Source organism: Mesorhizobium sp. M4B.F.Ca.ET.143.01.1.1 (assembly GCF_004792275.1).
Taxonomy (GTDB): Bacteria; Pseudomonadota; Alphaproteobacteria; order Rhizobiales; family Rhizobiaceae; genus Mesorhizobium; species Mesorhizobium abyssinicae.
In genome coordinates, this window is sequence record NZ_SRSR01000003.1 from 406,181 (window position 1) to 432,800 (window position 26,620).

The following is a 26,620-nucleotide window of genomic DNA, read 5'->3' on the forward strand; positions in this document are numbered from 1 at the left end:
ATGTCGCGGGGTGTGATTCTTCTGGCGGCGGGCGGCACGGGCGGACATCTCTTCCCGGCCGAAGCGCTGGCGCATGAGCTCAACGAGCGCGGCTGGAAGGTGCATCTGGCCACCGATCATCGCGCCGAGCGCTATTCCGGCCAGTTCCCGGCCGTCAACATCCATCCGATCCAATCGGCGACCCTCGGCTCGAAGAACCCGCTGGCGGTGCTGTCGGCCTTGTGGGCGATCTGGCGCGGCGTGCGGCAGGCCTCCGCCGTCATCACCAGGATCAAGCCGGAAGCCGTCGTCGGCTTTGGCGGCTATCCGACATTGCCGCCGCTTTACGCAGCGACACGGCGCAAGGTGCCGTCATTGATCCATGAGCAGAACGCGGTGATGGGCCGCGCCAACAGGGCGCTGGCCGGCCGCGTCGACGCCATCGCCGGCGGCTTCCTGCCGGAGGACGAAAGTGCTGCCGGCGCCAAGACGGTGACCACCGGCAATCCGGTCAGGCCGCAGATCCTGGAGGCGGCGAAGACGCCTTACGTGGCTGCGACCGGCGAGGAGCCGTTCCGCTTCCTGGTGTTCGGCGGCAGCCAGGGCGCGCAGTTCTTTTCCGACGCGGTGCCGACGGCTGTCGGACTCTTGCCGGAGGCTCAGCGCAGGCGGCTGGCGATCACCCAGCAGGCGCGGGCCGAGGACGTGGCGCGAGTCAAGGCGGCCTACGCCGCGCTGGGCGTCGACGCGCAGGTGTCGCCCTTCTTCACCGACATGGCGGCGCGGATCGCGGCGGCGCATCTGGTGATGTCGCGCTCCGGCGCCTCGACCGTGTCGGAAATCGCTGTCATCGGCCGGCCGGCGCTGCTGGTGCCCTATCCGCACGCGCTCGACCACGACCAGGCGGCGAATGCCGCGGCGCTGGCCGCCGCCGGTGGGGCCGAGGTGCATCCGCAATCCACACTGTCCGCCGAGCGCATCGCGGCGCTCGTCGGCGGGCTGATGGGCGATCCCGACAGGCTTTCGGCCATGGCCGCGGCCGCCCGGTCGGCCGGAAAACCGAACGCGGCGCGGTTGCTCGCCGATCTGACAGAGGCTATTGCGTCCAAAAAAACCGTTTCGGACTTCAGGAAGGGGACGCAAGCATGAAGATGCCGCAGACCATCGGCCTTGTGCATTTCATCGGCATTGGCGGCATCGGCATGAGCGGCATTGCCGAGGTGCTGCACAATCTGGGCTACAAGGTGCAGGGTTCCGACCAGGCCGACGGCGCCAATGTGCAGCGGCTACGCGACAAGGGCATCGAATGTTTCGTCGGCCACAAGGCGGAAAACCTTGGCGATGCGGAGGTGGTTGTCGTCTCGACCGCGATCAAGAAATCCAACCCCGAGCTCAAGGCCGCGCGCGAGAAGCTGCTGCCGGTGGTGCGCCGCGCCGAGATGCTGGCCGAACTGATGCGCTTTCGCCAGGCGGTGGCGATCGGCGGCACGCATGGCAAGACCACCACGACGTCGATGGTGGCGACGCTGCTCGAGGCCGGCGGGCTCGACCCGACGGTCATCAATGGCGGCATCATCAACGCCTATGGCACCAATGCCCGCATGGGCGACGGCGAATGGATGGTGGTCGAGGCCGACGAGAGCGACGGCACCTTCCTGAAGCTGCCGGCCGATATCGCCGTCGTCACCAACATCGATCCCGAGCACCTCGACCACTACGGCAGTTTCGACAATGTCCGCGAGGCGTTTCGCCAGTTCGTCGAGAATGTGCCGTTCTACGGCTTCGGCGTGATGTGCACCGACCATCCGGAGGTGCAGGCGCTGGTCGGCCGCATCGAGGACCGGCGCGTCATCACCTATGGCGAGAACGCGCAGGCCGACGTGCGCTTCACCAATCATCGCATGGCGGGCGCGACTTCCGAGTTCGACGTGGTGATCCGCGACCGCAAGGGGCGTGGCCAGACGACGATCGCCGATCTGCGCCTGCCGATGCCCGGCCGCCACAATGTCTCCAACGCGACGGCGGCGATCGCGGTCGCGCATGAGCTCGGCCTGTCCGCCGAGGCGATCAAGAAGGGCCTATCGTCCTTCGCCGGCGTCAAGCGGCGCTTCACCCATACCGGCACCTGGAATGGCGTCGACATCTTCGACGATTACGGCCACCATCCGGTCGAGATCACGGCAGTGCTGAAGGCGGCGCGCAGCGCCACCAAGGGCCGCGTCATCGCCATTGCGCAACCGCACCGCTACACCCGCCTGCACGACCTGTTCAATGAGTTCTCCGTCTGCTTCAACGACGCCGACACGGTGATGGTGGCGCCGGTCTATGCGGCAGGCGAGGAGCCGATCGAAGGGGTGACGTCGGACGCGCTGGTGTCGCGCATCCGCGCCGGCGGCCATCGCGATGCGCGCTATGTCGAAGGCCCGGCGGCGATCGCGCCGGCCATACGCGATCTGGCAAAGCCCGGCGACTTCGTCGTCTTCCTCGGCGCCGGCAACATCACGCAGTGGGCCTATGCGCTGCCCAAGGAACTCGGTGGAAGCGTCTCATGATGCGCGGCCAGCCCCTGATCGACAAGCTTGGCGACCGGCTGGCCGGCCTGCGCGGCCGCGTCACGCCCAACGCCGAGATGGACAAGATCACCTGGTTCCGCGCCGGCGGCCTGGCGGACGCGCTGTTCCAGCCGGCCGACGAGGAGGACCTCGCCGCCTTCCTGCGCGCCGTGCCGGAGGAAATCCCGCTGACCATCGTCGGCGTCGGCTCGAACCTCCTGGTGCGCGACGGCGGCATTCCCGGTTTCGTCATCCGGCTCTCGGCCAAAGGCTTCGGCGAGGCGGAAGTCGTTTCGCCGACCACGATCAGGGCCGGCGCCGCAACGCCCGACAAGCGCCTCGCGGCCGTCGCCTATGAGGCGGGGATCGGCGGCTTCCATTTCTACCACGGCATTCCCGGCGCCGTCGGCGGTGCGCTGAGGATGAACGCCGGCGCCAATGGCGTCGAGACGCGCGAACGCGTCGTCGAAGTGCGGGCGCTCGACCGCAAGGGCAATCTTCACACGCTCAGCAATGCCGACATGGGCTATGCCTATCGGCATTCGGCGGCGCCTTCGGGGCTGATCTTCACCTCGGCGCTGTTCGAGGGGCATCCGGAAGACCAGGCGACGATCAAGGCGGCGATGGATGCGGTGCAGAACCATCGCGAGACGGTGCAGCCGATCCGCGAGAAGACCGGCGGCTCGACCTTCAAGAATCCGGAGGGCACCTCGGCCTGGAAGGAGATCGACAAGGCCGGCTGCCGTGGCTTGATGATCGGCGGCGCGCAGATGTCGCCGATGCATTGCAATTTCATGATCAACACGGGTACCGCGACCGGCTACGACCTCGAATATCTCGGCGAGACCGTGCGCGCGCGGGTGCTCGAGAATTCGGGCGTCCGGCTGCATTGGGAAATCAAGCGCCTCGGCGATTTCCGGCCGGGCCACGCCGTGCAGGAATTCCTGGGACAACTGCTCTAGTCTAAGCCTCGCCGGCACTCAGGCGAGCCGGCCGAAGCTCGATACCAGCGGATCTCTGCCGCGTGCCGAAGCTCAAGTAATACTTTAACTTCGGCGTCCGCAACGGCCTCCGAACCGTTGCCGCAAAGACTCTACGGCACACTTTTCGCGGCCGTTTTCACGGAAAGTGAATCTCTCGGAATCTTAAGGACTTGCCAGCGAATCAACTCTCTGATTCTCTGGCCTCAAGCGTTTCCTGATTTGAGTCGTTCGACGCGTCGGTCGCGTTTTCCGTCTGGGGGGCAACCTGCCGGAAGACTCGGACTCACTGTGCGGGAATGCTGGTGTGGAAATGTCAGTCGCGGCCCGCCGTGAGAGGGGATGACGGGAGATGAAGAACAAGCATGTGGCCGTCCTGCTCGGTGGTTTTTCGTCGGAGCGGCCCGTGTCCCTGTCCTCGGGGAAGGCATGTGCGGATGCGCTCGAGAATGAAGGTTATCGCGTCACCCGGGTCGACGTTGCGCGCGATGTCGGCTCCGTGCTTGCCGCGCTCAAGCCTGACGTTGCCTTCAATGCGCTGCACGGTCCGTTCGGTGAGGACGGCACCATTCAGGGTGTCCTCGAATATCTCGAAATCCCCTACACGCATTCCGGCGTGCTTGCCTCGGCGCTGGCCATGAACAAGGAACAGGCCAAGAAAGTCGCCAAGGCAGCCGGCATCCTGGTGGCGGAATCGAAAGTGGCCAACCGCTTCGCCATCCAGAACAAGCATCCGATGAAGCCGCCCTACGTGGTTAAGCCGGTCAACGAAGGATCGAGCTTCGGCGTCGTCATCGTCCATGAAGGGCAGTCGCATCCGCCGCAGGTCATCGGCTCGTCCGAGTGGAAATATGGCGACACCGTCATGGTCGAGCGCTACATCCATGGGCGTGAACTGACCTGCGCCGTGATGGGCGACGTCGCGCTCGGCGTCTGCGAGATCATCCCGACCGGCCATTCCTTCTACGACTACGATTCGAAATACGTGGCGGGCGGATCAAAACACGAAACCCCTGCTAAAATTTCACCGAATATTTACCAAAAAATACAGACACTGGCGCTTAAGGCTCACCAAGCTATCGGTTGCCGGGGCGTCTCCCGGTCGGACTTCCGTTACGACGACCGTCACTCCGAGAACGGCGAGGTTGTCTGGCTCGAGATCAATACCCAGCCGGGCATGACGCCGACGTCTCTGGTGCCTGAAATCGCCGCTCATGCGGGGCATTCGTTCGGCGAACTGTTGAGTTGGATGGTGGAGGACGCTTCGTGTCTGCGTTGAGGTGGGGACAGGGCAAGGGGGCGGGTGTCGGGCCGGCGCCGTTCGGCCTTTCGCTGTCGTTCGACCATTTCGTGCTGCCGCGCATGCTTCGCCGGCCGGCGCGCCTTCTGACGCGTCTTGGCGGGGGTGAATTCACCGCGCCGCCTTTTTCCGCGGCAATCCTTTCGGCTGTGCTGATCGCGTCGAGCAGCGCCTATGGCGCCTATCTTGGCGGACGGGTCGACGGCGTCGTCCAGGGCATCACCGCGCGCACCGGTTTCGCGGTCGATCAGATCAAGGTGGTCGGCAACCACGAAACCTCCGAGATCGATATACTGGACCGGCTGGAGCTCGACGGCTGGACCTCGCTGATAGGCTTTGATGCCGAGGCCGCGCGCGAGCGGATCAGGACGCTGCCCTGGGTCGAGGTCGCGGCGGTGCGCAAGGTCTATCCGCATACGCTGGAGGTGCGCGTCGAGGAGCGTGAGCCTTTCGCGCTTTGGCAGCAGGGCGATTCGCTTTCGGTCATCGAGCGTGACGGCCAGGTCATCGCGCCGTTCTCGGGCGGTAAGCAGGCGCTGCTGCCGCTGATCATCGGCACCGGCGCGCCGGCCAAGGCGCCGGATTTCCTTGCCGAGGTGAAGCGCTATCCCGAACTCGCGGCGCGGGTCAAAGGCTATATCCGCATCGGCGAGCGGCGCTGGGACCTGCGGCTGGAGAACGGCATCACGGTCAAGCTGCCTGAGGACGGCGAAGACCAGGCGATCGCCGATCTGGTCAGGATGGACCACGACAACGGGCTCTTGAGCCGCGACATCGCCGCCGTCGACATGCGCCTGTCCGATCGCCTCGTCGTGCAGCTGACGCCGGAGGCGGCGACGCAGCGCGAAGCGGCGCTCAACGAAAAGCCGAGGAGCCTGACGAAGCGCAAGCCGGAGACGAAGATATGAGCTGGCTTGGCGGCAACAGCGATGCCTCCTCGCGCCGGTCGGGCACCCTGACGGTGCTCGATGTCGGTTCGAGCAAGGTTTGCTGCGTGGTGGCGAAGCTGAAGCCGCGCGACGACGGCAAGCTCTTGCGCGGGCGCTCGCATCGCATCCAGGTGATCGGCATCGGCCACCAGAAATCGCAAGGCGTGAAGTCGGGCGTGGTCGTCGATCTCGACCGCGCCGAACACGCCATCCGTCTGGCCGTCGACGCCGCCGAGCGCATGGCCGGGCTGACAGTGGATTCGCTGATCGTCAACATGACCGCCGGGCGGCTGAAGAGCGAGGCCTTCTCGGCCACCATCAATCTCGGCGGCCATCAGGCCGACGAGGCCGACATCAAGCGCGTGCTGGCGGCCGGCGCCAAGCAGGCGCTGAAGGCCGAGCGCGAAGTTATCCACTCGCTGCCGGTCGGTTTCTCGCTCGACGCCGAGCGCGGCGTGCGCGATCCGCGTGGCATGGTCGGCGATGCGCTTGGCGTCGACATGCACGTGCTGACGGGCGATGCGGCGCCGTTGCGCAACCTGGAGCTCTGCATCAACCGCTCGCATCTGTCGGTCGAGCGCATGGTGGCGACGCCCTACGCCAGCGGGCTCGCGGCACTGGTCGACGACGAGCTCGAAATGGGCGCGGCCTGCATCGACATGGGCGGCGGCACGACGACGATCTCGGTGTTCTCGGAAGGCAAGTTCGTTCACGCCGACGCCATCGCCATCGGCGGCAACCATGTGACGCTCGACATGGCCAAGGGCCTGTCGACCTCGCTCGACGCCGCGGAGCGCCTGAAGGTCATGCACGGTTCGGCGCTGCCGGGCAGCGCGGACGACCGTGACCTCGTCTCGATCCAGCCGATCGGCGAGGAAGGCGAGCTGCCTGTGCAGGTACCGCGCTCGATGATGACACGCATCATCCGTGCCCGCATCGACGAGACGCTGGAATTGCTGCGCGACCGGTTGAACAAGTCGGGCTACGGCAACGCCGTCGGCAAGCGTGTCGTGCTCACCGGCGGCGCCAGCCAGCTTGCCGGCCTGCCGGAAGCGGCACGCCGCATCCTCGGCCGCAATGTGCGCATCGGCCGGCCGCTCGGCGTGGCCGGGCTGCCCGAGGCGGCGAAGGGGCCGGCGTTCTCGACCCCGGTCGGGCTCTTGATCTATCCGCAGATGGCGAGCTTCGAGAGCCATTCTGTGAAAGGAATTTCCGGTCTCAGGATGACCGGGACGGGCGGAAAACTGCATCGCATGAGTCAGTGGTTGAGAGACAGTTTCTAAAATTGACGGGGACAGCCCCATAGGCGGCCGCAGCGGCGAAGCGGCGGGAAAGGCAAAGGACGGAGACAATGACCATCAATCTGCAAAAGCCGGACATCACCGAGCTGAAGCCACGCATCACCGTGTTCGGTGTCGGCGGCGGCGGCGGCAATGCCGTCAACAACATGATCACCGCCGGCTTGCGCGGTGTCGAGTTCGTGGTGGCGAACACCGACGCGCAGGCGCTGACCATGTCGAAGGCGGAGCGGCTGATCCAGCTCGGCGCGCATGTGACCGAGGGGCTCGGCGCCGGCTCGCAGCCGGAGGTCGGCCGCGCGGCGGCTGAGGAATGCATCGACGAGATCATCGATCACCTGTCCAACACCCATATGTGCTTCGTCACCGCCGGCATGGGCGGCGGCACCGGCACCGGTGCTGCTCCGGTCGTCGCCCGCGCCGCGCGCGAGAAGGGCATCCTGACGGTCGGCGTCGTCACCAAGCCGTTCCATTTCGAAGGCCAGCGCCGCATGAAGACGGCGGACCTCGGCATCGAGGAACTGCAGAAATGCGTCGACACGCTCATCGTCATCCCCAACCAGAACCTGTTCCGGCTGGCCAATGACAAGACCACCTTCGCCGATGCCTTCGCCATGGCCGACCAGGTGCTCTACTCCGGCGTCGCCTGCATCACCGACCTGATGGTCAAGGAAGGCCTGATCAACCTCGACTTCGCCGACGTCCGCTCGGTCATGCGCGAGATGGGCAAGGCGATGATGGGCACCGGCGAGGCTTCGGGCGAGGGCCGCGCGATGGCCGCGGCGGAAGCCGCCATCGCCAACCCGCTGCTCGACGAGACCTCGATGAAGGGCGCCAAGGGCCTGCTGATCTCGATCACCGGCGGCCGCGACCTCACCCTGTTCGAAGTCGACGAAGCCGCGACCCGCATCCGCGAGGAGGTCGACCAGGATGCCAACATCATCCTCGGCGCGACTTTCGACGAAGAGCTGGAAGGCGTGATCCGCGTCTCGGTGGTCGCCACCGGCATCGACAAGTCGGCGGCCGAAATCGCCGCGGCGCCGATCTCGATCCGCGCGGCACCGCAGAAGCCGGTCAGCCGTCCGGCCGCTCCGGTCGCGGAAAGCCGTCCGGCGCCGGTGCAGCAGCAGGTCTATGAGCCGCGCGCTGCCGATCCGGTCGCCGAGGCGATCCAACTCGCCGAGGCCAATGCGGCGGCGATGGCGCAGGCCCGCCCGGCGCCGATGGCGCATGCGGAAGAGTTCCGTCCACAGAGCAAGATCTTCCAGGCGCCGCCCGCCCAGCCGCAGCCGGTCGTCCAGCAAGTGGTGCAGCAGCCCGCGCCGCTGCGGGAAATGCCGCAGCCGGTTGCCGCCGCGCCGCAGCGCATGCCGCGCGTCGAGGACTTTCCGCCGGTCGTGAAGGCCGAGGTGGAAGCCAAGAGCCGTCCTGCCGACCATGAGAATGGTGGACCGATGGGACTGCTGAAGCGCCTGACCAACGGACTGACCCGCCGCGAGGAAGAGCCTGCGCGGCTGCAGCCGGCGCAGCCGCGCGAGCCGAAACTGCGCCAGGCGGCACCGGAAGTGCGCCGTCTCGCCAGCCAGGACCCGCAGCTCTACGCGCCGCGCCGCGGCCAGCTTGACGACCAGGGCCGGCTGACGCCGCAGAGCCGGGCCGTGCAGGAAGACGACCAGCTGGAGATTCCGGCATTCCTGCGGCGCCAGGCCAACTGACCGTTAACGGTTCGTAACAGTTGTTAACAGGCAGACAAGCGATTGTTTGCCTGTTAACGTATAAAGAGATGTAAAAACAAGGTGTTGCAAGCACCGCTTCGCACCGGATCGCGGTTACAGTGGGTAAGAAACCGTGATTTGGACTCTCCCAGCCGGACCACTATCTTCGCCCGGAGCACTATCGGCTTGCCGGGATTCGGGGAGTTGGCCCAGCCTGCCGATCATATCAAGAGCCGCACCGCCTTGTTTATTTTGCCGCATCCATGCGCACGCCGGGTGATCCATCCGGCAGCAGAATACGCCAGGAACTGATGAAGCGGACGCAGGCAGTATGGGCCAAGGGGTTTGTCTTGCACGACTATCAGACGACACTTAAATCGCGCGCGACGCTGACCGGCACCGGCGTTCACAGCGGCAAGCCGGTCACCGTCAATTTCCTGCCAGCGGATGCCGATACCGGCATCGCCTTCCAGCTTTCCAACGGCGACGAGAGCCGCGAATTCCGCGCACTGGTCTCCGAAGTCGGCGCGACCGACCTCTGCACCATGCTCGGCGATCCGGCCGGCGAGCACATCGGCACCGTCGAACATCTCATGGCCGCGGTTTTCGGGCTCGGCGTCGACAATCTCGTCATCGAGATCGACGGCCGTGAGGTTCCGATCCTCGACGGCAGCGCCGTGCCCTTCGTCGAGGCCTTCGACCAGGCGGGCATCGAGATGCTGCCGGTCAAGCGCCGCTATATCAGGGTGGTCAAGCCTGTCCGCATTGAGAACGGCGCCTCATGGGCCGAGTTCAGGCCCTATGACGGCACGCGCTTCGAGATCGAGATCGATTTCGAAAGCCCGGCAATCGGCCGCCAGCTGTTCGCTTCCGACATCAATCCCGACATTTTCCGCCGCGACATCGCGCGCGCCCGCACCTTCGGTTTCATGAAGGACGTCGAGCGGCTGTGGGCGGCCGGCTATGCGCTGGGCTCGTCGCTGGAGAACTCGCTGGTGATCGGCGACGACAACCGCGTCATCAACATCGGCGGCCTTCGCTACGCCAATGAGTTCGCGCGCCACAAGACGCTGGACGCGATGGGCGACCTGGCGCTCGCCGGCGCCCGCTTCATCGGCTGCTTCCGCTCCTATCGTGGCGGCCACCGGATGAATGCGGCGGCTTTGCGTCGGCTTTTGTCCGACCGGTCCGCCTTCGAGATCGTCGAAACGACGCGCCGCGACCGCGGCCGCAGCGCAGAGATGATTGCCGTCAGCGCGCCCCTCTACGCGCCCTGGATGATTTGATTCTTAACGATTTTCTGGCTTTGTAGCGTCCGGCCGGTGTTGCATGGATGCATCACCGGTTGGTGAAATCGTGCCATTCTTAGGTCTGTGCCGAACCGCCACAAAAATGTGCGATTGGCCGGAGATAGCGTTGCCGGGCAAGGCGGTTATGGTTTATGGCTGCTGCCCCAGAGCGAAATGACGACTGAAATGACGCCGAAAGGGCGGAATCCAATCATGTTCTTCAAGCGAGTTGGTCAATCGAAAGCGCCGCACCGGGTCGTTTTCCTGGCGCTTTCGGTGGTTGTTCCATCGCTCGTCCTGTCGGCCTGCATGTCCTCCGAGAAGGATGTCGACCTGTCGACCTATGTCGACCAGACCGAGCCCGCGGACGTCCTCTACAATCAGGGCCTCGCCAATCTGAATGCCGGCCGGCTGGACGAGGCGAGCAAGAAGTTCGACGCGGTCGACCGCCAGCACCCGTATTCGGAATTCGCCCGCAAATCGATGGTGATGGGCGCTTTCGCCGACTATCGCGCCGGCCACTACGACGAGGCGATCGGCTCGGCCAAGCGCTACCTGACGCTCTACCCGTCGACGGATGACGCCGCCTATGCCCAGTACATCATCGGGCTGAGCTACTACCGCCAGATCAAGGACGTCACGCAGGACCAGAAGGAAGCGCGCCTGACCGTGCAGACGATGCAGGATCTGGTGACGCGCTGGCCGACCTCCGAATATGTCGACGACGCCAAGGAGAAGGTCCGCTTCGCCAACGACCAGCTCGCCGGCAAGGAGATGCAGATCGGCCGCTACTATCTCGAGCGCCGCGAGTATATCGCCGCGGTCAAGCGCTTCCGCACCGTGGTCGAGAACTATTCCAACACCCGCCATGTCGAGGAGGCGCTGGCGCGCCTGACCGAAAGCTACTACGCGATGGGCCTGACATCGGAAGCGCAGACCGCCGCCGCGGTGCTTGGCACCAATTATCCCGACAGCCAGTGGTACAAGGATTCCTACAAGCTCCTGCAGAGCAACGGGCTTGAGCCGCGCGAAAATGCGGGGTCGTGGATCTCCAAGGCCGGGAAGCTGATCACCGGCGCCTGACATCCGCGATGCTGTCCAGGCTGTCGATCCGCGATATCGTCCTGATCGAGAAGCTGGACATCGACTTCTTGCCCGGCCTCTCGGTGCTGACCGGCGAAACCGGCGCCGGCAAATCCATCCTGCTCGACGCGTTGTCGCTGGCGCTGGGCGCGCGCGGCGACGCGGCACTCGTGCGCCATGGCGCCACGCAAGGCCAGGTCATCGCCGTGTTCGACGTGCCGCGCAACCATCCGGCCCGCGCGCTGCTCGCCGACAACGCAATCGAGGATGACGGCGACATCATCCTGCGCCGCGTGCAGACGGCCGACGGCCGCACGCGCGTTTTCGTCAACGACCAGCCGTCCAGCGTCACGCTGATGCGCGATATCGGCCATGCGCTGGTCGAGATCCACGGCCAGCACGACGAGCGGGCGCTGGTCGATCCGGGCGCGCACCGCGAATTGCTGGACAGTTTCGGCGGCCATCTCGGCGCCGCGCGCGCGACGGGCGAAGCCTGGCGCTACTGGCGCGGCTGCGAGCAGGACCTTGCCAAGCATCGCGCCAAGGTCGAGGCCGCGGCGCGCGAAGCCGACTATCTGCGCGCCTCCGTCGCCGAACTGGCGAAGCTCGATCCGCAGCCGGGCGAGGAGAGCGAGCTTGCCGAACTGCGCGCCATGATGATGCGGGCGGAAAAGATCGCCTCGGAAATCCATGACGCACAGGATGTGCTTTCGGGACCGTCCTCGCCGCTGCCGCAGCTGGCCAGCCTGCTCAGGCGCCTGCAACGCAAGGCGGGAGAGGCGCCGGGCCTGCTCGACGATGTGGTGAAGTCGCTCGACGAGGCGATGCTGTCGCTCGATGCCGCGCAGTCGGGCGTCGAAGCGGCATTGCGCGCCACCGAATATGATCCGCAACGGCTGGAGAAAGCGGAAGAGCGGCTTTTCGCGCTACGCGCCGCCTCGCGCAAGCACAGCGTCGCGGTCGACGATCTGGCGCAGTTGCGCGACACGATGGCCGCCGACCTCGCCGACCTCGACGCCGGCGAGGAACGCCTGCACGGGTTGGAGAAGCAGGCGGCCGCGGCGCGCGAGGCCTACGACATCTCGGCCGCGCAGCTGTCCTCGCTTCGCCATGCCGCCGCCGTCGGCCTGACCAGGGCGGTGATGGCCGAATTGCCGGCGCTCAAGCTCGAACGCGCCGAGTTCATCGTCGAGATAACGAGCGATGCCGAAAGCCGGATGGAAGAGGGCATCGACCAGGTCGAGTTCTGGGTGCGCACCAATCCGGGCACCAGGCCCGGCCCGATGATGAAGGTCGCCTCCGGCGGCGAGCTGTCGCGCTTCCTCCTGGCGCTGAAAGTTGCGCTGGCCGATCGCGGCTCGGCGCCGACGCTGGTCTTCGACGAGATCGACACCGGCGTCGGCGGCGCCGTGGCCGATGCCATCGGCCAGCGGCTGGCCAGGCTGTCGAAGCGGGTGCAGGTGCTGTCCGTCACCCACGCGCCGCAAGTGGCGGCGCGCGCGGCAACGCATTTCCTGATCTCCAAATCCGGCGGCACCGACAGGGTCGCCACCGGCATCGCCGAGATGGACCGGACGGCGCGCCAGGAGGAGATCGCGCGCATGCTGGCCGGCGCCACGATCACCGACGAGGCGCGCGCGGCGGCAGAGCGTTTGCTGCGCGAGAACACGGCCGCAGCCTAGGCTGCGTCGATATTCAGGTGAGGCCGGCCTGCGAACGGCGGCTTCCTGCGCTTCCGGTGCTCACGTACCCAAAAGTACGCTCCGCTCCGGTTCTCGGAAGCCACCATTCTCGACTCGGCCTGACCTGAATCTCAACACATCCTGGGTGCTTGATTCTCTGTGCCTGGAATCTGAGTCAGGATATGGCTGCATCTTGCTGTTCGGGAATGATTTTTGCGCAAGCCGACTCCCGGTCGGCGAATCCTGATTTATAGTGGCGCGCCATAACTCAGGGACTTGCCAAGCATGTCGGAAAAACCAGTCGATTCGCTGAGCGAAAGCGAGGCCGCGGACGAACTGAAGCGGCTGGCGGCGGAGATCGCCGAGCACGACCGGCGCTACCATACCGAGGACGCGCCAATAATCTCCGACGCGGAGTACGACGCGCTGACGCGCCGCAACCTCGCCATCGAGGATCGCTTCCCGGACCTGGTGCGCGAGGATTCGCCGTCACAGCGGGTCGGCGCGCCGCCGGCGGAGGGCTTTGCCAAGGTTCGCCATGCCGTGCCGATGCTCAGCCTCTCCAAGGCCTATACCGACCAGGACGTCGCCGACTTCATCGAGCGCGGCCGGCGCTTCTTCGACCGCGACAAGGATCTGGACATCGCCTTCACGGCCGAGCCGAAGATCGACGGGCTGTCGGCCTCGCTGCGCTACGAGCGGGGCGTGTTCGTGCAGGGCGCAACGCGCGGCGACGGCGCCGTCGGCGAAGACATCACCGCCAACCTCAAGACGATCGCGGATATCCCGAAAACCCTGAAGGGCTCGGGCTGGCCCGATTCGATCGAGATACGCGGCGAGGTCTACATGACCTATGCCGAGTTCGAGGCGCTGAAGCAACGTTCGGCGGCCGCCGGCGGTCAGGACTACGTCAATCCGCGCAACACCGCTGCCGGGTCGCTGCGCCAGAAGGATCCATCAGTCACCGCCAGCCGCAACCTGAAGTTCTTCGCCTATGCCTGGGGCTACACGACGGCGGATCCGGCTCCCACCCAATATGATTCGGTGCAGAAATTCGCCGAGTGGGGGTTCAAGGTCAGCCCGTTGATGGTGCGGGCGAAATCGATCGAGGAACTGATCGCGCACTATCATCGGATCGAGGAGCAGCGCTCGTCGCTGGGCTACGACATCGACGGGGTCGTCTACAAGGTCGACCAGCTGGAATTGCAGCGCCGGTGGGGGTTCGTCACAGGCGAGCCGCGCTGGGCCGTCGCGCACAAATTTCCGGCCGAGCAGGCGATGACGACCGTGCAGAAGATCGACATCCAGGTCGGTCGCACCGGCACGCTGGCGCCGGTGGCGCGGCTGGCGCCCGTCACCGTCGGCGGCGTCGTGGTCGAGAACGTCACGCTGCACAATGAGGACTATATCAAGGGTCTCGACAGCAACGGCCTGCCGATCCGCGACGGCATCGACGTCCGCATCGGCGACACTGTGGTCATCCAGCGGGCAGGGGATGTCATTCCGCAGATCGTCAGCGTGGTCATCGACAAGCGCCCGTCGGATGCCGTGCCTTATGAATTCCCGCATACCTGCCCGATCTGCGGTTCGCCGGCGACGCGCGAGATCAACGAGAAGACCGGCAAGGAAGATTCCCGCCGCCGCTGCACCGGCGAGCTGATCTGCGCGGCGCAGGCCGTGGAGGGATTGCGCCACTTCGTCTCGCGCGGCGCCATGGATATCGAGGGGCTGGGCGCGGAAAACATCGATCTCTTCTTCAACGCCGGATTGATCAAGACGGCCGCCGATATCTTCACGCTCAAGGATCGTCGCCCCGACGTCACCAGGGCGCTGGCCGGGCGGCGCGAGGAGCAGGCGAAGCTGCGTGAGGCCGCATCGGGCAAGACGCGCAAGAATGTGCGCAGCGCCGAGGATCGCAACTATGAAGGCCTCGACAAGCTGTTCGCGGCCATCGACGCGCGCCGTGAGCCGGAGCTCGACCGCTTCATCTTCGCCCTCGGCATCCGCCATATCGGCGAGACGACTGCCGCCGTCCTTGCCCGGACCTTCTCGACCATGGAGGAGCTGATCCGCGTCGGCAAGGAGACGGCAAAGGCCGACGATCCGCACAGTGTTTTCCCCTCGATCAACGGCATCGGCGACACGGTGATCGGCGCGCTGCGCGATTTCTTCGGCAATGAACGCAACGACGACGTGCTTGAGAAGCTGCTCGAGCAAGTCAAGCCAAAGCCGTATATCGTCACGGTCTCGGCCGACAGCGAGGTCGCCGGCAAGACGATCGTCTTTACCGGTTCATTGGAAAAGATGACGCGCTCCGAAGCCAAGGCGATGGCCGAACGGCTTGGCGCCAAGGTGGCGGGCTCGGTGTCGGCGAAAACCGATCTGTTGGTGGCTGGTCCGGGCGCGGGCTCCAAGCTGAAGCTTGCCAGTGAACTCGGCGTCGAAGTCATCGACGAGGACACATGGTTGCAACGGGTTGGCAAGGCGTGATGGCCGGCCCATTCAAGGGGTTTGGCCAAAAGGCCATTCCGTTCCTCAAGGCGCTCGACTTCCACCAGAACCGCGAGTGGTTCCAGGAGAATCGCGACCTCTACGAGAGCGAACTGCACGAGCCGTTCTGCGATCTCGTCGAGACGCTGACCGAGCGTTTTGCCGCGGCCGGACTTGGCCTGCGCGGCGACCGCAAGAAGTCGCTGTTCCGCATCAATCGCGACGTGCGTTTCTCCAAGGACAAGCGGCCCTACAACCGGCATCTGTCGGCCATCCTGTCGCCCGACGGCACCAAGATGGAGCAGGGCGTGTTCTACGTGCATATCGGGCTCGAGCGGTGCTTCTCGGGCGTCGCCTGGTGGCAGCCCAGTCCCGAACTGCTGCTCGCCATGCGCAACGCCATCGCGACGAAGCCGGAGAAGTATCGCGCGCTGGTGGCGGCCTTGAAGAAGACCCGTCTCGAATTCGAGACCGAGGATCGCATGAAGCGCACGCCGCGCGGCTTCGAGCATGTCACTGACAGCGACTTGGCCGAAGCCATCCGCAACCGGCACTTTTACGTCCAGCAGGCAATTGACCCGGCCGGCATCCACTCGCCGGCGCTGGTCGGCGAGCTCGTCGATTTCACCTTGCGGGCCAAGCCGCTGCTCGACTGGGGCAGGGCCATCCAGGGCAAGGCGCAATAGCGCGAGCCATGCTTGCTCGCGCCGGCGATCATTTCCGCTGATCGTTCGGCTCAAGCGAATTGGTGTGACAAGGAAGGCGACGCTCCCTACATCAGGCCGTCAAAGGGAGCGACCCATGTCGGCGGAAGCGATTTCCGAAAACAGTGCGAAGAGCGATTTCTGGGACGGCGTTCGGCTCTCGATGCCGGTCGTGGTCGCTTCGGCGCCATTCGCGCTGCTGTTCGGGGCAATCGCCGTCGACAATGGTTTCTCGGTCCTTGAAGCCTTCCTGATGAGCGCCCTGATCTTCGGCGGCGCCAGCCAGATGGTCGGCATCGAACTGTTCGGCCAGCATGTCGCGCCGTGGCTGATCGTGCTGTCGATCTTCGCCGTGAATTTCCGCCACGTGCTTTATTCCGCCGGCCTTGGCCGGCGCATCGCGCACTGGCCGGTGGTGCAGCAGGCGTTCGGCTTCTTCATCATGACCGATCCCCAATACGCCGTGTCGGAGGCGAGGGCGCAATCCGGCGAGACCGTCGGCTTTGCCTGGTATCTCGGCCTTGGCCTGCCGGTCTATGTGTTCTGGGTGATCGAAAGCGCGCTTGGCGCGGTGTTCGGCAAGCTCATTCCCGAAACGCATGCGCTGGGCATCGACTTCCTGCTGCCGATCTATTTCCTCGGCCTCGTCATGGGCTTCCGCAAGCGGCCGCTGTGGCTGCCTGTGGTCGTTGCGAGCGCCGTTGCCTCCACCATCGCCTACAAGACGGTAGGCTCGCCCTGGCACGTTTCCATCGGCGCCGTCGCCGGCGTGCTGCTCGCCGTCATATTGCCGCCGCATCACAGCGGCGTGGGGGAACGGCCATGAGCACCACCTTCTGGATCATCATCGCTGGTGCTGTCGCCACCTATCTCACCCGCGTCGGCGGGCACCTGGTCATCTCGCGCTTCGACAACGTCCATCCGCGCGTCGAGGCTGGCTTGAACGCCGTGCCGGCGGCGGTGCTGACGACGCTGGTGGCGCCGGCGGCGCTTGGCGCCGGTCCCGCGGAATGGGCGGCGCTGATCGTCGCCGCGGCCGTGTCGCTGCGCGGCGGGTTGATGTCGATGTTTTTGGCCGGTGCCGCCGTGCTGATACTGGCCAGGCAGTTCGTAGGGTAAGTTTCTGGTCCGAGCTGACTACCGGTTCAATTTCGTTGTGCGCGTCGGTGCCGCCCCTCATTGCCCTGCCGGGTATTTCTCCCCGTATAGTGACGGGGAGAAAGACGCCCTCATCGACGGTTTCGCCAATCGCTGTCGTTGCAAGATAGCGCCGACGTCACGGTCAGCCCCTTCTCCCCGTCCCTATACGGGAGAAGGTGCCGGCAGGCGGATGAGGGGCAGCGCTGACCTTCCAAGTTGTTGGATTCAGATCTTGGCATCGTGTGGCAGCGGCGCGGTCGCCTTCTCCAGCCAGGCCAGCGTCTCGCCGTCCAGCATAGGGCCGATCTCGGCCAGCACCCGGGCGTGATAGGTGTCGAGCCAATGCAACTCGTCGCGTGTCAGCAGATCGGTGCGAACAAGACGCTTGTCGATCGGCGCCAGCGTCAGCGTCTCGAAACCGTGCATGGCGATGTCGCCGCCTTCTATTTGCTCGGCGGCCGTGACCAGCACGAGGTTCTCAATGCGGATGCCGTAGGCGCCTTCCTTGTAGTAGCCAGGCTCGTTGGAGAGCATCATGCCGGCGAGCAGCTTCTCGGTGCCGGTGCGGGCGATGCGTTGCGGGCCTTCATGGACGGCAAGGTAGGAGCCGACGCCATGGCCGGTGCCGTGGGCGAAGTCGCAGCCGTGCCTCCACAGCGCCACGCGCGCCACGGCGTCGATCTCCGAGCCGCGCGTGCCGGCGGGAAAGCGCAGCATGGAAATGCCGATCATGCCCTTCAGCACCAGGGTGAAGCGCTCGCGCATCTCCTCGGTGGGTTGGCCGACCGGCACGGTGCGGGTGATGTCGGTGGTGCCGTCCTGATACTGGCCGCCGGAATCGAGCAGGAACAGTTCGCCGTCGGCGAGCTTGCGACTGGTGGCGCGGGAGACACGGTAGTGCATGATGGCGCCGTTCGGGCCGGCGCCGGAAATGGTGTCGAAGGAGACGTCGCGCAGCGGCATCTGGGTTTCCTCGCCGGTCTGCCGGCGGGTTTCCTCGAGCCTGGTGACGACGGCGATCTCGTCGAGCGTGCCCGGCTGTTGCCGGTCGAGCCAGCACAATAGCTTGGCCACCGCCGCGCCGTCGCGACGGTGCGCGGCGCGGCTGCCGTTGATCTCGGCCTGGTTCTTGGTGGCGCGGGGGATGCGGGCCGGATCGGGCGCTGAAACCACCGAACCGCCATTGTCCTCGACCAGCATTCTCAGCCTTTCGGCCGCCAGAACAGGGTCGAGTGCGATCCTGGCGCCGCCCTTGGCCAGCGCGACAACGGCGGCTTCGAATTCGCCGGGCTCGTGCAGGTTGGCAAGCTGGGTGAGATAGGCGGCGACCATGCGCGGGAATTTGCGCTGATCCATGAAGAGCTGGTGCTTGCCGTCGGCGGCAAGGATCGCGAAGCCCAGCGCCAGCGGCGTGTGCGGTACGTCGCCGCCGCGGATGTTGAAGACCCAGGCTATCGAGGACGGGTCGGTGAGCACCGCATGGGTCGCGCCGTCCTTGTCGATCGCTGCCGCCAGCCGCGCCAGCTTATCCTTGGCCAGTTCGCCGGCGAAACCGATCGGATGGATTTCGACCGGCGCCACGGGCGGCTCGGGCTGGTCTTTCCAGATGATGTCGATGGGATTCTGGTCGAGCGGCACCAGGGTCGCGCCGGACTGCTCGGCCGAGGCCTTCAGGGCCTTGACTTCGCTCAGCGTGTGCAGCCATGGGTCGAAGCCCAAGCGTGCACCCTTGCCGAGATTGTCCTTGATCCAGGTGGCAGGCGGGTTGTCGATGAGGCTCTCGATGGCGAAGATGTCGAGATCGACTTCGCTGCGCACCTGCAGCGTGTAGCGCCCGTCGACGAAGACGAAGGCGCGGTCGCTAAGGACGATGGCGACGCCGGCCGAGCCGCTGAAGCCGGTCAGCCATTTCAGCCGCGCCGACCGGTCGGCGACATACTCGCCCTGGTGCTCGTCGGCGCGCGGCACGATGAACCCGTCGAGGCCGTTCTCAGCCAGCCATTGCCGCAGCAGCGCCACGCGCGGCTTGCCGACAGACGGATCGCCCGCCGAGTCGAAGGTCTGGAACATGATGGGCCTCCTCTGTCGACGCGACCGTAGCGTATGGCCCCGAAAACCGGAATCGATTTCCGGAGGGACGGATTGGTCCAGTTTCAGCGCTTGAGATGGATCGTCACCCAGCCCTCGCGGTGCAGGGTGCGAACGTGGCGGAAGCTCTGGCCGACATAGGCCGAGACCACGGCATCGCGCTGGCGATCGAGAATGCCGGACAGCACGAGCGAGCCGCCGAGCCTGATGTGCTTCGCCATCTCCGGCGCCAGCCGCATCAAAGGCCGCGCCAATATGTTGGCGACGATGAGATCGAAGGGCGCGCGCCTGCCGAAGATCGGGTGGTGGAAGCCCGGCGCGGTCACGGTTTCGACCAGCGCCTTGACATGGTTGAGGCGGGCATTGGCGGCGGCGACCTTGACGGCGACCGGGTCGATGTCGGTCGCCAGCACCGGGATATGCGCCAGCCTCGCCAGCGCGATCGCCAGCACGGCGCTGCCGGTTCCGAGGTCGAGGGCGTTGCGCGGCCGCTCGCGCCGCACGACCTTCTCCAGCATTTCGAGGCAGCCGGCGGTGGTGCCGTGATGGCCGGTGCCGAAGGCAAGGCCGGCCTCGATCTCGATGGCGAGGTCGCCGCTGTGGCGCCTGTCGCGGTCATGCGCGCCATGGACGAAGAAGCGGCCGGCGCGCACCGGCTTCAAGCCCTCCAGCGAGCGCGCCATCCAGTCGATTTCGGGCAGCGTTTCGCGTTCGATAGGCTTCGTCAGCGCGAGGCCGGCAAGGATGTCCTTCAGTCGCGCCTCGACCGCATCGACGTCGCCATCGGCATAGAGCGAGACTTCGTGGATGTCGCGGTCCTCGTCGACCTCCAGCACGGCAAGCGGCAGGCCCTCATCCTCGAAGGCCGCATCGAGCGCGGCGAAGATGCGATCGGCCTCGATCTTGCCGGCGGTGAAATGGAGCCGCGTTTGCGCCATCGGACGGTGTCAGCCTTCGTTCGCCAGGCGCTTCAGCTTGGCAACGGCCGCGTCAGCACTTTCGCCATAGGCGATCGTACCGGAGAACTCGCCCTTGCCATTGAGCAGCAGCACCGAGGCGGTGTGGTCCATCGTGTAGTCGCCATCGCCGGTGTCGACCTTCTTCCAGTAGATGCCGAAGGATTTGGCCATGGCATGGACCTTGTCGGGGTCGCCGCTGATGCCGACGATGCGGTCGGAGAAATTACCGACATAGGCCTTGATGATCTCGGGCGTGTCACGCTCGGGGTCGACGGTGACGAAATAGGCGTTCAGGTTCTTGCCGCCGTCGCCAAGCGTCTTCAGCCAGCCGGACAGTTCGAAGAGCGTGGTCGGGCACACTTCGGGGCAATGGGTGAAGCCGAAGAAGACGACGCTGGGATGGCCCCTGAAGGCGGCTTCGGTGATCGGCGCGCCCTTCTGGTCGACCAGCGCGAAGGGCGCGCCGTAAGGCTCGCCGCTATAGTGGCCGCGGTAGAAATCGAAAGTGAGCCAGCCGATGCCGGCCGCCATCAGGACGAGAATGCCGACCAGAATTGAACGCATCATCGGGAAATGTCCGTCGTGATCTTTCATTGGGCGCCCAATCGGACGCCTTGTTCGAGCAGTCTTAGCGGGTAGAGGCGGCGGAGGCAAAGATGCCGCGTTGCCGCAACCGATGCATATTGCCAATCCTTAATTTGACCGGGTTTTCCGCCGACCTATCTTCGCGACAGACACGCCAGCGATGGACCGGACATGCAAGCAGCCTCCTATTCGAAGACCCAGATCTGGCTGCATTGGGGCATCGCCGCGCTGATTCTGATCCAGTTCCTTGCCCATGACGGCATGGAGCATGTCTGGCGTGCCTTTCGCAGAGGGCAGCAGGCTGCCGCAGGGGACATACCGCTGGCCTACATGCATGTCGTGCTCGGCCTTGCGGTACTCGTTCTTGCGACGTGGCGGCTTTGGCTGAGGGCGACGCGCGGCGTGCCGCCGGTCTCGGGCATGGAGCATCCGGCGCTGCGGCTGCTGGCCAAGGCAGCGCATCTCTTGATCTATGCGCTCATCTTCATCGTGCCGCTTTCGGGCGCCGCCGCCTGGTTCCTGCAGCTGCCGGGAGCCGGGCTGGTGCATGTGGTGGGCAAGAACATCCTGCTCTATGTCGTGCTGCTGCATATCGCCGGCGCGCTGGTCCAGCACTTTGTCCTCAGGAGCGACGTGCTGCGGCAGATGTTGAGGTTCCGCCAGGCCTAGCTTGTAAACAAGCCACCTCAGTCCCACCTGAGACCGGCAACTCGAACCGAGGAGGCTCCCTTGCGAAAACTGATCGGCGGCGCGCTTGCCGCATGCCTTGTCGTCGGCGCGGCGGCGGCCGAGGAGGTCGGCAAGGTCGGCGTCGACTGGGTCGGCAACGACATCATGGTCGAGGCGATCAAGGATCCGAAAGTCGAGGGCGTCACCTGCCACGTCGCGTATTTCGATCGCAGCGTCATCGATCGGCTGCACAAGGGCAACTGGTTCGAGGATCCGTCCGATTCGTCGATCTCCTGCCGCCAGACCGGACCGATCACCATCGGTGACATCGACATGGGCGAAAGCGGCGAGGAGGTGTTCAAGCAGGGCATCAGCCTGATCTGGAAGAAGCAGGTGGTGAACCGCATCTACGACAAGAAGAACGAGACGCTGATCTATCTCTCGCATTCACGCCAGGTGCAGAACGGTTCGGCCAAGATGTCGGTCACGTCGATCCCGCTCTACGGCCAGAACGTGGTTTGGACCAAGGGCAAGCCGCAATAAGCGGGGCAGACCCTCTCGGGCTGTTTGACGGCGCGACATTGCTCCCGCCTTGCAGCAGCAACTGCGCGGGGGTAAAGCCGCCGCATGGACCGTGCCGAAGACCTCGTCCTGAAAGATCCGGAACCGCGCATCCATCCGACCGCGGAACTGAAGGCATGCAAGCTCGGCCGCTACGCCTCGATCGGCGAACGGGTGGTCCTGCGCGAGGTGACGGTCGGCGACTTCTCCTATTTCGAACGCCACGCCGAAGCGATCTACACGACGATCGGCAAATTTTGCTCGATCGCCGCCAACAGCCGCATCAATGCGCTCGAACATCCGATCGAGCGGCTGACGCAGCACAAGGTCAGCTACCGGCCGAACGAGTATTTCCGCTGGCTGGGCGTCGACGCGGCCTTCCGGGAGCGGCGGCAGGCAAGGTCCGTCAGTATCGGCCACGACGTCTGGATCGGCCATGGCGCGGTGATCATGCCGGGCATCACCATCGGCAATGGCGCCATTGTCGGCGCCAACGCGGTGGTGACGCATGACGTGCCGGCCTACACGATCGTCGCCGGCGTGCCGGCCAGGTCGCTGCGCCAGCGTTTCAACGCCGGCATCGCGGCCCGCATCGAACGCCTCGGCTGGTGGGACTGGCCGCCCGAGAAACTGGCCAAGGCCGTTCCCGACATGCAGGCCATGCCGATCGAGGCCTTCCTCGACCGCTGGGAAAACGACGCGACCTGATCCTGGGGAACAAAACCCCTTCCGCCATGCGGGGGTGGCGCAGCGGAAGGGGCTGGAGGTAAACCGCCGTGAAGCGGACGGAGCAGGCTTTTCTTGCCTGCTCCCGCACTATGACAACAAAGCCATAAGGTGTTTTTTCTTGAGCGTGCGCTTTCCGCGTGTGCCGGATTGCACGTGCGGATCGGTTCAGCGGGAACCGGGAGCGTGCGTTGTCTGTTTCTCTCGGAGTTCGCACGACGGTCGAGAGATTCCGATGATCGAGAGACTTTTCACCAGGATTGCCAATTGGGTGGCTCATGTGGCCGGCCTGCCGCCCACCTTCGCCGCCTGCATTCTGATCGTCGTCATCTGGGCCGCGAGCGGGCCATTCTTCGGCTTTTCCGATACCTGGCAGCTCGTCATCAACACCGGCACCACGATCGTCACCTTTCTGATGGTGTTCCTTATCCAGAACACGCAGAACCGCGACGGCGCGGCGATCCAGGCCAAGCTCGACGAGCTGATCCGGGTCAGCCGCGCCCACAACCACTTCATCGGCATCGAGCACCTGACGGAATCGGAAGTCGAGGAGATCCGCGCCAAATGCGAGCAGGCGGCGAAGCGCCACGATCGAAAGATCGCCGACGCCGCCGCCAAGAAGGCGGTAACGCCGAAGCCCGGCTCGAAGAAGCAGGCTGCCGCTTGAGCCCGACCGTCAGCCGTTCATGAAGGTCGCGAAGGCGTCCTTGTGGTCAGGGTGCCAGCGTGAAAGGGCAGGGCGGTTCTCGATGATGTCGCCAATCGCCCAGGCCATGCGCTTTTCGTCCGTCGGCCGCGCCACCTCATTGTCGGGGCAAAGGATGTAGAAATCGCCGCGCTTGAGCGAGGCGAGCATGAAGTCGATGACCTGCTCTCCCGTCCAGGCGCCGGCCGGCTTCTCGGTCGCGCCTTCGGTCAGGCCGGTATAGGTGAAGCCCGGGATGAGCAGGTGGGCGGAGATCCTGGCGCCGGGCTCGTTGCGCAGAGCGTGCGCCAGGCCTTCAGTGAAGGTCTTCACGCCGGCCTTGGAGACGTTGTAGGCGAGATTGCGGGGCGGCGTGGTGATGCCCTGCTTGGAGCCGGTGTTGATGATCAGGCCGGGTTTGCCCGAGGCCAGCATGGCCGGCGCGAAGGCCTCGACGCCATGCACGACGCCCCAGAAATTGATGGCGAGAAGCCGCTTCCAGGCATCGCGGTTTTCCCACGGTTTGCCGGGATTGTTGCCGACACCGGCATTGTTCATCAGCAGCGACACGTCGCCGAAGGCGCCTTGCGCCGTTTCCGCCAGTCGATCGACTTCGTCGGCCGCGGAAACATCCGTGGCGACGGCAAGCACGTCGCCGCCGATCGCGGCGACCGCCCGGCTTGCCTCGTCGAGGCGCGCCCCGCCGATATCGGCCAGCACGATCTTCATGCCCATGGCCGCAAACCGCTTCGCGGCGGCAAGGCCGATGCCGCTGGCGGCGCCGGTGATGACGGCCACGTTGCCGGAGGCGAGGGCGGGGAGGGCGGACTGGAATTCGGCGTCGGTGGTCATGGCAGGGTCCTTGTTCGAGGTTGCGCCGAACTTAACGCCGGATCAGGCTCAGGCAAGTCCGCTTCGATGTCGGCGGGTTGACCGCATGGGCGGCCGCCGCGCATGCTGCCCGCCATCGAAGGAGACTGCCGATTGACCGACTGGGCCGAAATCCTGAAGGAGCAGACCGCCACCGGCGACCAGATGGGCCGCGAGGTGCCGAAGATGCTGGCCAATCCCGACATCAGCGAGGCGCAGGTTAAGACACTGTTCTCGGCTTTGGAGAAGCAGGCCGACTTCGTCGAGAAGCTGCGCATGGCGCTGGAGAAATTCGACCATGACTTCCCCGTCATCAAGGCGGCCGAGCGGCTGGAGGAGCGCTATGCCGACCTCGCGGCGTCGGTGGCTGAAAAGCTGAAGGCGATGCGGACGTAGCGTCGTCTATTTTTCGATAAGCTTCTCGAATCGCCGGTCCGGCACGAACCAGGTTATCGCCACCGCCACATAGAGGGCGACGCCGATCCATTGGTTGACGAAGGTGAGCAGCACGCCAGCTATGTAGATCGCCAGCGAGATCTTGCCCTTTCTGTCTTGGCCCACCGCCTTGGCGAAGGTCGTGTCCGCGCCGTGCAGATGGCGCAGCTTGGTGACCAGGATCGTGTAGGCGACGGCGCAGAGCGCCAGGTCGGCGCCGTAGACGGCGACCGGGACCGGCGCGAAATGGTTCTCGCCCATGAAAGCGGTCGTCACCGGCATCAGCGACAGCCAGAACAGAAGGTTGAGGTTCGCCCACAGGACATATCCGTCGACGCGCTGCACGGTGTGGAACATGTTGTGCAGATTGTTCCAGTAGATGCCGACATTGATGAAGGACAGGACGTAGCTGAAGAAGACCGGCCACAACGGCGCAAGGGCGGAAAAATCCTCGCCATGCGGCACCTTCAGCTCCAGCACCATGATGGTGATGATGATGGCGACGACGCCATCGGTGAATGCTTCGACCCGTCCTTTGCCCATCGATTCTCCCCTTGAACAGGCGAAGGGTACGAGAGGATTTCGCGCGGCGCCATACTGACCATCCTGTCAGGAGCGTATTGGGCGAGCGGAACGGCCGTCACCATCTGCTCGTTAGGCGGGCATCCCCCTAAAAGAAGGACGTCGACATGACGACCTACGCTCAAGCCATCACGCGCGACAATGAACTCGGCGGCGGCGCCGCGACCACCGCCGTCGCCGCCATGATCGCGGCGCTGTTTGCCGGCAGCACGGTGCTGACGCCGCTCTACATCATCTACAAACAGGCCTTCGGCTTCTCCCAGCTGACGTTGACGCTGGTCTATGCCGTCTATGTCGTCGGCAATCTGGCGGCACTGCTGGTGTTCGGACGGCTGTCGGATGCCATCGGCCGCCGTCCGGCCGCCCTGGCGGCGATGGCGACCGCTCTTGTCAGCGCGCTAGTCTTCCTGTTCGCCGAGAATGTCGCCTGGCTCGATATCGCCCGCATCCTGAGCGGTCTTGGCATCGGCGTCGGCGCGGGAACAGGCACCGCCTGGCTCGCCGAGCTGATCGACAGCGAGGACAAATCGCGCGCCGCAACCATCGCCACCAGCACCAATTTCGTCGGCCTCGGCCTCGGCGCGCTGGTGTCGGGGGTGCTTGCCGAATACGCGCCCTGGCCGCTCAGGCTGACATTCGCCCTCTATCTGGCGCTGCTTGCCCTGGTCACGCTCTTGATCTGGCGCACGCGGGAAACCGTGATGCGGCCAGGGCGGCTCTCGGATGTCTCGATGCGGCCACGGCTGTCGGTGCCCGCCGACATCCGCGCGGCCTTCGTGGCGCCGGCGGTGACCGGCTTCGGGGCCATGGCGCTTGTCGGCTTCTATGCTGCGCTGGCGCCGAGCATCCTGGCCCAGCAGCTGCATGTCACGAACCACGCCGAGGCCGGCGCGCTGTTCTTCGAGCTGTCGATGGTGGCGGCCGCGACCATCCTGCTGACGCTGCGGCTGTCCAGCCGCATCACCATGCTGGCGGCGCTGGCGCTGATGATCCCGACCGTGGCGCTGGTCGTTGCCGCGCAAGTCTATGCGTCCATGGCAATCATGATCGCCGCAACCGGCTTGTGTGGCGTGGCGGCGGCGCTCGGCTATCGCGGCGGCCTGCAGGTGGTGAACCAGATCGCGCCGGACGACCGGCGCGCCGAAGTTGTGTCGGCCTTCTTCATCTGCTGCTTCTGCGGCAACGCGCTGCCGGTCATCGGCATCGGCATCCTGTCGAACTGGACGAGCGCGACGGCAGCAACCTTGGCCTTTGCCGGGATGATCACGGTCTTTGCGCTGGTGGCGCTGGGGTTCGGCGCGAGATACGCGCGCTAGGGT

The 26,620-nt window shown here is 65.3% G+C and carries 25 protein-coding genes; 20 read left to right on the forward strand and 5 right to left on the reverse strand.

Annotated elements, in window-relative coordinates; genetic code table 11:
• The 14 genes from murG to EN786_RS09345 all read left to right on the forward strand — a co-directional run bounded on the left by murG (nucleotide 1) and on the right by EN786_RS09345 (nucleotide 17,120).
• The gene (murG, locus tag EN786_RS09280; protein ID WP_128275444.1) at nucleotides 1–1,128 is read left to right on the forward strand and encodes an undecaprenyldiphospho-muramoylpentapeptide beta-N-acetylglucosaminyltransferase; all 1,128 of its coding nucleotides are present in this window, start codon (nucleotides 1–3) and stop codon (nucleotides 1,126–1,128) included.
• Nucleotides 1,125–2,531: a UDP-N-acetylmuramate--L-alanine ligase gene (gene murC / locus EN786_RS09285; RefSeq protein ID WP_127286009.1), complete on the forward strand. Its 1,407-nt coding sequence runs from the start codon at nucleotides 1,125–1,127 to the stop codon at nucleotides 2,529–2,531. The genes murG and murC overlap by 4 nt, the downstream gene beginning before the upstream one ends.
• Complete coding sequence (gene murB, locus EN786_RS09290; RefSeq protein ID WP_127309910.1) at nucleotides 2,528–3,493, forward strand: UDP-N-acetylmuramate dehydrogenase; 966 nt, start codon at nucleotides 2,528–2,530, stop codon at nucleotides 3,491–3,493. The genes murC and murB overlap by 4 nt, the downstream gene beginning before the upstream one ends.
• A gap of 370 nt (nucleotides 3,494–3,863) precedes the next feature.
• Entirely contained in the window at nucleotides 3,864–4,790 is a 927-nt protein-coding gene (locus EN786_RS09295) for a D-alanine--D-alanine ligase (protein ID WP_127287350.1), read from the forward strand.
• Nucleotides 4,778–5,719, forward strand: coding sequence for a cell division protein FtsQ/DivIB (locus tag EN786_RS09300; protein WP_135908247.1), 942 nt, complete (start codon nucleotides 4,778–4,780; stop codon nucleotides 5,717–5,719). The genes EN786_RS09295 and EN786_RS09300 overlap by 13 nt, the downstream gene beginning before the upstream one ends.
• A complete protein-coding gene (gene ftsA / locus EN786_RS09305; RefSeq protein WP_127312041.1) occupies nucleotides 5,716–7,023 on the forward strand; it encodes a cell division protein FtsA in 1,308 nt (435 codons plus the stop codon). Before EN786_RS09300 ends, ftsA begins: the two co-directional genes overlap by 4 nt.
• Before the next feature lie 68 nt (nucleotides 7,024–7,091).
• Nucleotides 7,092–8,753, forward strand: a complete 1,662-nt coding sequence (ftsZ, locus tag EN786_RS09310) for a cell division protein FtsZ (protein WP_127286447.1) — start codon at nucleotides 7,092–7,094, stop codon at nucleotides 8,751–8,753.
• A gap of 311 nt (nucleotides 8,754–9,064) precedes the next feature.
• Entirely contained in the window at nucleotides 9,065–10,039 is a 975-nt protein-coding gene (gene lpxC, locus EN786_RS09315; RefSeq protein ID WP_127310969.1) for a UDP-3-O-acyl-N-acetylglucosamine deacetylase, read from the forward strand.
• Nucleotides 10,040–10,255: 216 nt separating this feature from the next.
• Nucleotides 10,256–11,125 carry an outer membrane protein assembly factor BamD gene (locus EN786_RS09320; protein ID WP_127286449.1) on the forward strand — a complete coding sequence of 290 codons (870 nt, stop codon included), beginning with the start codon at nucleotides 10,256–10,258 and terminating at the stop codon, nucleotides 11,123–11,125.
• Nucleotides 11,126–11,133: 8 nt separating this feature from the next.
• Nucleotides 11,134–12,807 (forward strand): DNA repair protein RecN, encoded by a 1,674-nt coding sequence (recN, locus tag EN786_RS09325; RefSeq protein ID WP_127286450.1) that lies wholly within the window; start codon nucleotides 11,134–11,136, stop codon nucleotides 12,805–12,807.
• A 285-nt stretch (nucleotides 12,808–13,092) separates the two neighbouring features.
• Nucleotides 13,093–15,297 (forward strand): NAD-dependent DNA ligase LigA, encoded by a 2,205-nt coding sequence (gene ligA, locus EN786_RS09330; RefSeq protein WP_127310968.1) that lies wholly within the window; start codon nucleotides 13,093–13,095, stop codon nucleotides 15,295–15,297.
• A complete protein-coding gene (locus tag EN786_RS09335; protein WP_127310970.1) occupies nucleotides 15,297–15,983 on the forward strand; it encodes a TIGR02453 family protein in 687 nt (228 codons plus the stop codon). The genes ligA and EN786_RS09335 overlap by 1 nt, the downstream gene beginning before the upstream one ends.
• A gap of 115 nt (nucleotides 15,984–16,098) precedes the next feature.
• Nucleotides 16,099–16,827 (forward strand): AzlC family ABC transporter permease, encoded by a 729-nt coding sequence (locus EN786_RS09340; protein ID WP_127310967.1) that lies wholly within the window; start codon nucleotides 16,099–16,101, stop codon nucleotides 16,825–16,827.
• Nucleotides 16,824–17,120: an AzlD family protein gene (locus EN786_RS09345; protein WP_127310966.1), complete on the forward strand. Its 297-nt coding sequence runs from the start codon at nucleotides 16,824–16,826 to the stop codon at nucleotides 17,118–17,120. The genes EN786_RS09340 and EN786_RS09345 overlap by 4 nt, the downstream gene beginning before the upstream one ends.
• A 246-nt stretch (nucleotides 17,121–17,366) precedes the next feature.
• On the opposite strand, the gene EN786_RS09355 is transcribed toward EN786_RS09345, so the two are convergent.
• From EN786_RS09355 to EN786_RS09365, 3 genes are all read right to left on the reverse strand, one after another.
• Complete coding sequence (locus EN786_RS09355; RefSeq protein WP_135908249.1) at nucleotides 17,367–19,211, reverse strand: aminopeptidase P family protein; 1,845 nt, start codon at nucleotides 19,209–19,211, stop codon at nucleotides 17,367–17,369.
• An 83-nt stretch (nucleotides 19,212–19,294) separates the two neighbouring features.
• A complete protein-coding gene (locus EN786_RS09360) occupies nucleotides 19,295–20,167 on the reverse strand; it encodes a 50S ribosomal protein L11 methyltransferase (RefSeq protein ID WP_127311567.1) in 873 nt (290 codons plus the stop codon).
• A 9-nt stretch (nucleotides 20,168–20,176) separates the two neighbouring features.
• Complete coding sequence (locus tag EN786_RS09365; RefSeq protein WP_127286920.1) at nucleotides 20,177–20,755, reverse strand: SCO family protein; 579 nt, start codon at nucleotides 20,753–20,755, stop codon at nucleotides 20,177–20,179.
• A 189-nt stretch (nucleotides 20,756–20,944) separates the two neighbouring features.
• On the opposite strand from EN786_RS09365, the gene EN786_RS09370 reads away from it, so the two are divergent.
• The 4 genes from EN786_RS09370 to EN786_RS09385 all read left to right on the forward strand — a co-directional run bounded on the left by EN786_RS09370 (nucleotide 20,945) and on the right by EN786_RS09385 (nucleotide 23,396).
• Nucleotides 20,945–21,442: a cytochrome b/b6 domain-containing protein gene (locus tag EN786_RS09370; protein WP_127311566.1), complete on the forward strand. Its 498-nt coding sequence runs from the start codon at nucleotides 20,945–20,947 to the stop codon at nucleotides 21,440–21,442.
• Nucleotides 21,443–21,502: 60 nt separating this feature from the next.
• Nucleotides 21,503–21,985, forward strand: a complete 483-nt coding sequence (locus tag EN786_RS09375; protein WP_127311565.1) for a CreA family protein — start codon at nucleotides 21,503–21,505, stop codon at nucleotides 21,983–21,985.
• An 84-nt stretch (nucleotides 21,986–22,069) separates the two neighbouring features.
• The gene (locus EN786_RS09380) at nucleotides 22,070–22,711 is read left to right on the forward strand and encodes a DapH/DapD/GlmU-related protein (protein ID WP_127311564.1); all 642 of its coding nucleotides are present in this window, start codon (nucleotides 22,070–22,072) and stop codon (nucleotides 22,709–22,711) included.
• Nucleotides 22,712–22,964: 253 nt separating this feature from the next.
• On the forward strand, nucleotides 22,965–23,396 hold the full coding sequence (locus tag EN786_RS09385; RefSeq protein ID WP_187331272.1) for a low affinity iron permease family protein: 432 nt from the start codon (nucleotides 22,965–22,967) through the stop codon (nucleotides 23,394–23,396).
• Nucleotides 23,397–23,405: 9 nt separating this feature from the next.
• Here the strand turns inward: EN786_RS09385 and EN786_RS09390 are convergent, their stop codons facing one another.
• On the reverse strand, nucleotides 23,406–24,266 hold the full coding sequence (locus EN786_RS09390; RefSeq protein ID WP_135908251.1) for an SDR family NAD(P)-dependent oxidoreductase: 861 nt from the start codon (nucleotides 24,264–24,266) through the stop codon (nucleotides 23,406–23,408).
• A gap of 132 nt (nucleotides 24,267–24,398) precedes the next feature.
• Here EN786_RS09390 and EN786_RS09395 point away from each other — a divergent pair, with 132 nt between their 5' ends.
• Nucleotides 24,399–24,680 (forward strand): hypothetical protein, encoded by a 282-nt coding sequence (locus EN786_RS09395; RefSeq protein ID WP_126053918.1) that lies wholly within the window; start codon nucleotides 24,399–24,401, stop codon nucleotides 24,678–24,680.
• 6 nt (nucleotides 24,681–24,686) lie between these two features.
• Here EN786_RS09395 and EN786_RS09400 read toward each other — a convergent pair whose 3' ends face one another.
• On the reverse strand, nucleotides 24,687–25,262 hold the full coding sequence (locus EN786_RS09400; RefSeq protein ID WP_127286176.1) for a TMEM175 family protein: 576 nt from the start codon (nucleotides 25,260–25,262) through the stop codon (nucleotides 24,687–24,689).
• A 146-nt stretch (nucleotides 25,263–25,408) separates the two neighbouring features.
• On the opposite strand from EN786_RS09400, the gene EN786_RS09405 reads away from it, so the two are divergent.
• Nucleotides 25,409–26,617, forward strand: coding sequence for an MFS transporter (locus EN786_RS09405; protein ID WP_135908253.1), 1,209 nt, complete (start codon nucleotides 25,409–25,411; stop codon nucleotides 26,615–26,617).
• Nucleotides 26,618–26,620: the final 3 nt, after the last annotated feature.

Excerpts from the sequence above, each read along its gene's own strand:
- ftsA (WP_127312041.1), top strand. The coding sequence starts at position 5,716 with ATGAGCTGGCTTGGCGGCAACAGCGATGCCTCCTCGCGCCGGTCGGGC.
- EN786_RS09405 (WP_135908253.1), top strand. The coding sequence starts at position 25,409 with ATGACGACCTACGCTCAAGCCATCACGCGCGACAATGAACTCGGCGGC.
- EN786_RS09400 (WP_127286176.1), bottom strand. The coding sequence starts at position 25,262 with ATGGGCAAAGGACGGGTCGAAGCATTCACCGATGGCGTCGTCGCCATC.
- EN786_RS09335 (WP_127310970.1), top strand. The coding sequence starts at position 15,297 with ATGGCCGGCCCATTCAAGGGGTTTGGCCAAAAGGCCATTCCGTTCCTC.
- EN786_RS09320 (WP_127286449.1), top strand. The coding sequence starts at position 10,256 with ATGTTCTTCAAGCGAGTTGGTCAATCGAAAGCGCCGCACCGGGTCGTT.
- murC (WP_127286009.1), top strand. The coding sequence starts at position 1,125 with ATGAAGATGCCGCAGACCATCGGCCTTGTGCATTTCATCGGCATTGGC.
- EN786_RS09355 (WP_135908249.1), bottom strand. The coding sequence starts at position 19,211 with ATGTTCCAGACCTTCGACTCGGCGGGCGATCCGTCTGTCGGCAAGCCG.
- murG (WP_128275444.1), top strand. The coding sequence starts at position 1 with ATGTCGCGGGGTGTGATTCTTCTGGCGGCGGGCGGCACGGGCGGACAT.
- EN786_RS09365 (WP_127286920.1), bottom strand. The coding sequence starts at position 20,755 with ATGATGCGTTCAATTCTGGTCGGCATTCTCGTCCTGATGGCGGCCGGC.
- lpxC (WP_127310969.1), top strand. The coding sequence starts at position 9,065 with ATGAAGCGGACGCAGGCAGTATGGGCCAAGGGGTTTGTCTTGCACGAC.
- EN786_RS09390 (WP_135908251.1), bottom strand. The coding sequence starts at position 24,266 with ATGACCACCGACGCCGAATTCCAGTCCGCCCTCCCCGCCCTCGCCTCC.
- murB (WP_127309910.1), top strand. The coding sequence starts at position 2,528 with ATGATGCGCGGCCAGCCCCTGATCGACAAGCTTGGCGACCGGCTGGCC.
- EN786_RS09370 (WP_127311566.1), top strand. The coding sequence starts at position 20,945 with ATGCAAGCAGCCTCCTATTCGAAGACCCAGATCTGGCTGCATTGGGGC.
- ligA (WP_127310968.1), top strand. The coding sequence starts at position 13,093 with ATGTCGGAAAAACCAGTCGATTCGCTGAGCGAAAGCGAGGCCGCGGAC.
- EN786_RS09295 (WP_127287350.1), top strand. The coding sequence starts at position 3,864 with ATGAAGAACAAGCATGTGGCCGTCCTGCTCGGTGGTTTTTCGTCGGAG.
- EN786_RS09340 (WP_127310967.1), top strand. The coding sequence starts at position 16,099 with ATGTCGGCGGAAGCGATTTCCGAAAACAGTGCGAAGAGCGATTTCTGG.
- recN (WP_127286450.1), top strand. The coding sequence starts at position 11,134 with ATGCTGTCCAGGCTGTCGATCCGCGATATCGTCCTGATCGAGAAGCTG.
- EN786_RS09385 (WP_187331272.1), top strand. The coding sequence starts at position 22,965 with ATGATCGAGAGACTTTTCACCAGGATTGCCAATTGGGTGGCTCATGTG.
- EN786_RS09360 (WP_127311567.1), bottom strand. The coding sequence starts at position 20,167 with ATGGCGCAAACGCGGCTCCATTTCACCGCCGGCAAGATCGAGGCCGAT.
- ftsZ (WP_127286447.1), top strand. The coding sequence starts at position 7,092 with ATGACCATCAATCTGCAAAAGCCGGACATCACCGAGCTGAAGCCACGC.
- EN786_RS09380 (WP_127311564.1), top strand. The coding sequence starts at position 22,070 with ATGGACCGTGCCGAAGACCTCGTCCTGAAAGATCCGGAACCGCGCATC.
- EN786_RS09345 (WP_127310966.1), top strand. The coding sequence starts at position 16,824 with ATGAGCACCACCTTCTGGATCATCATCGCTGGTGCTGTCGCCACCTAT.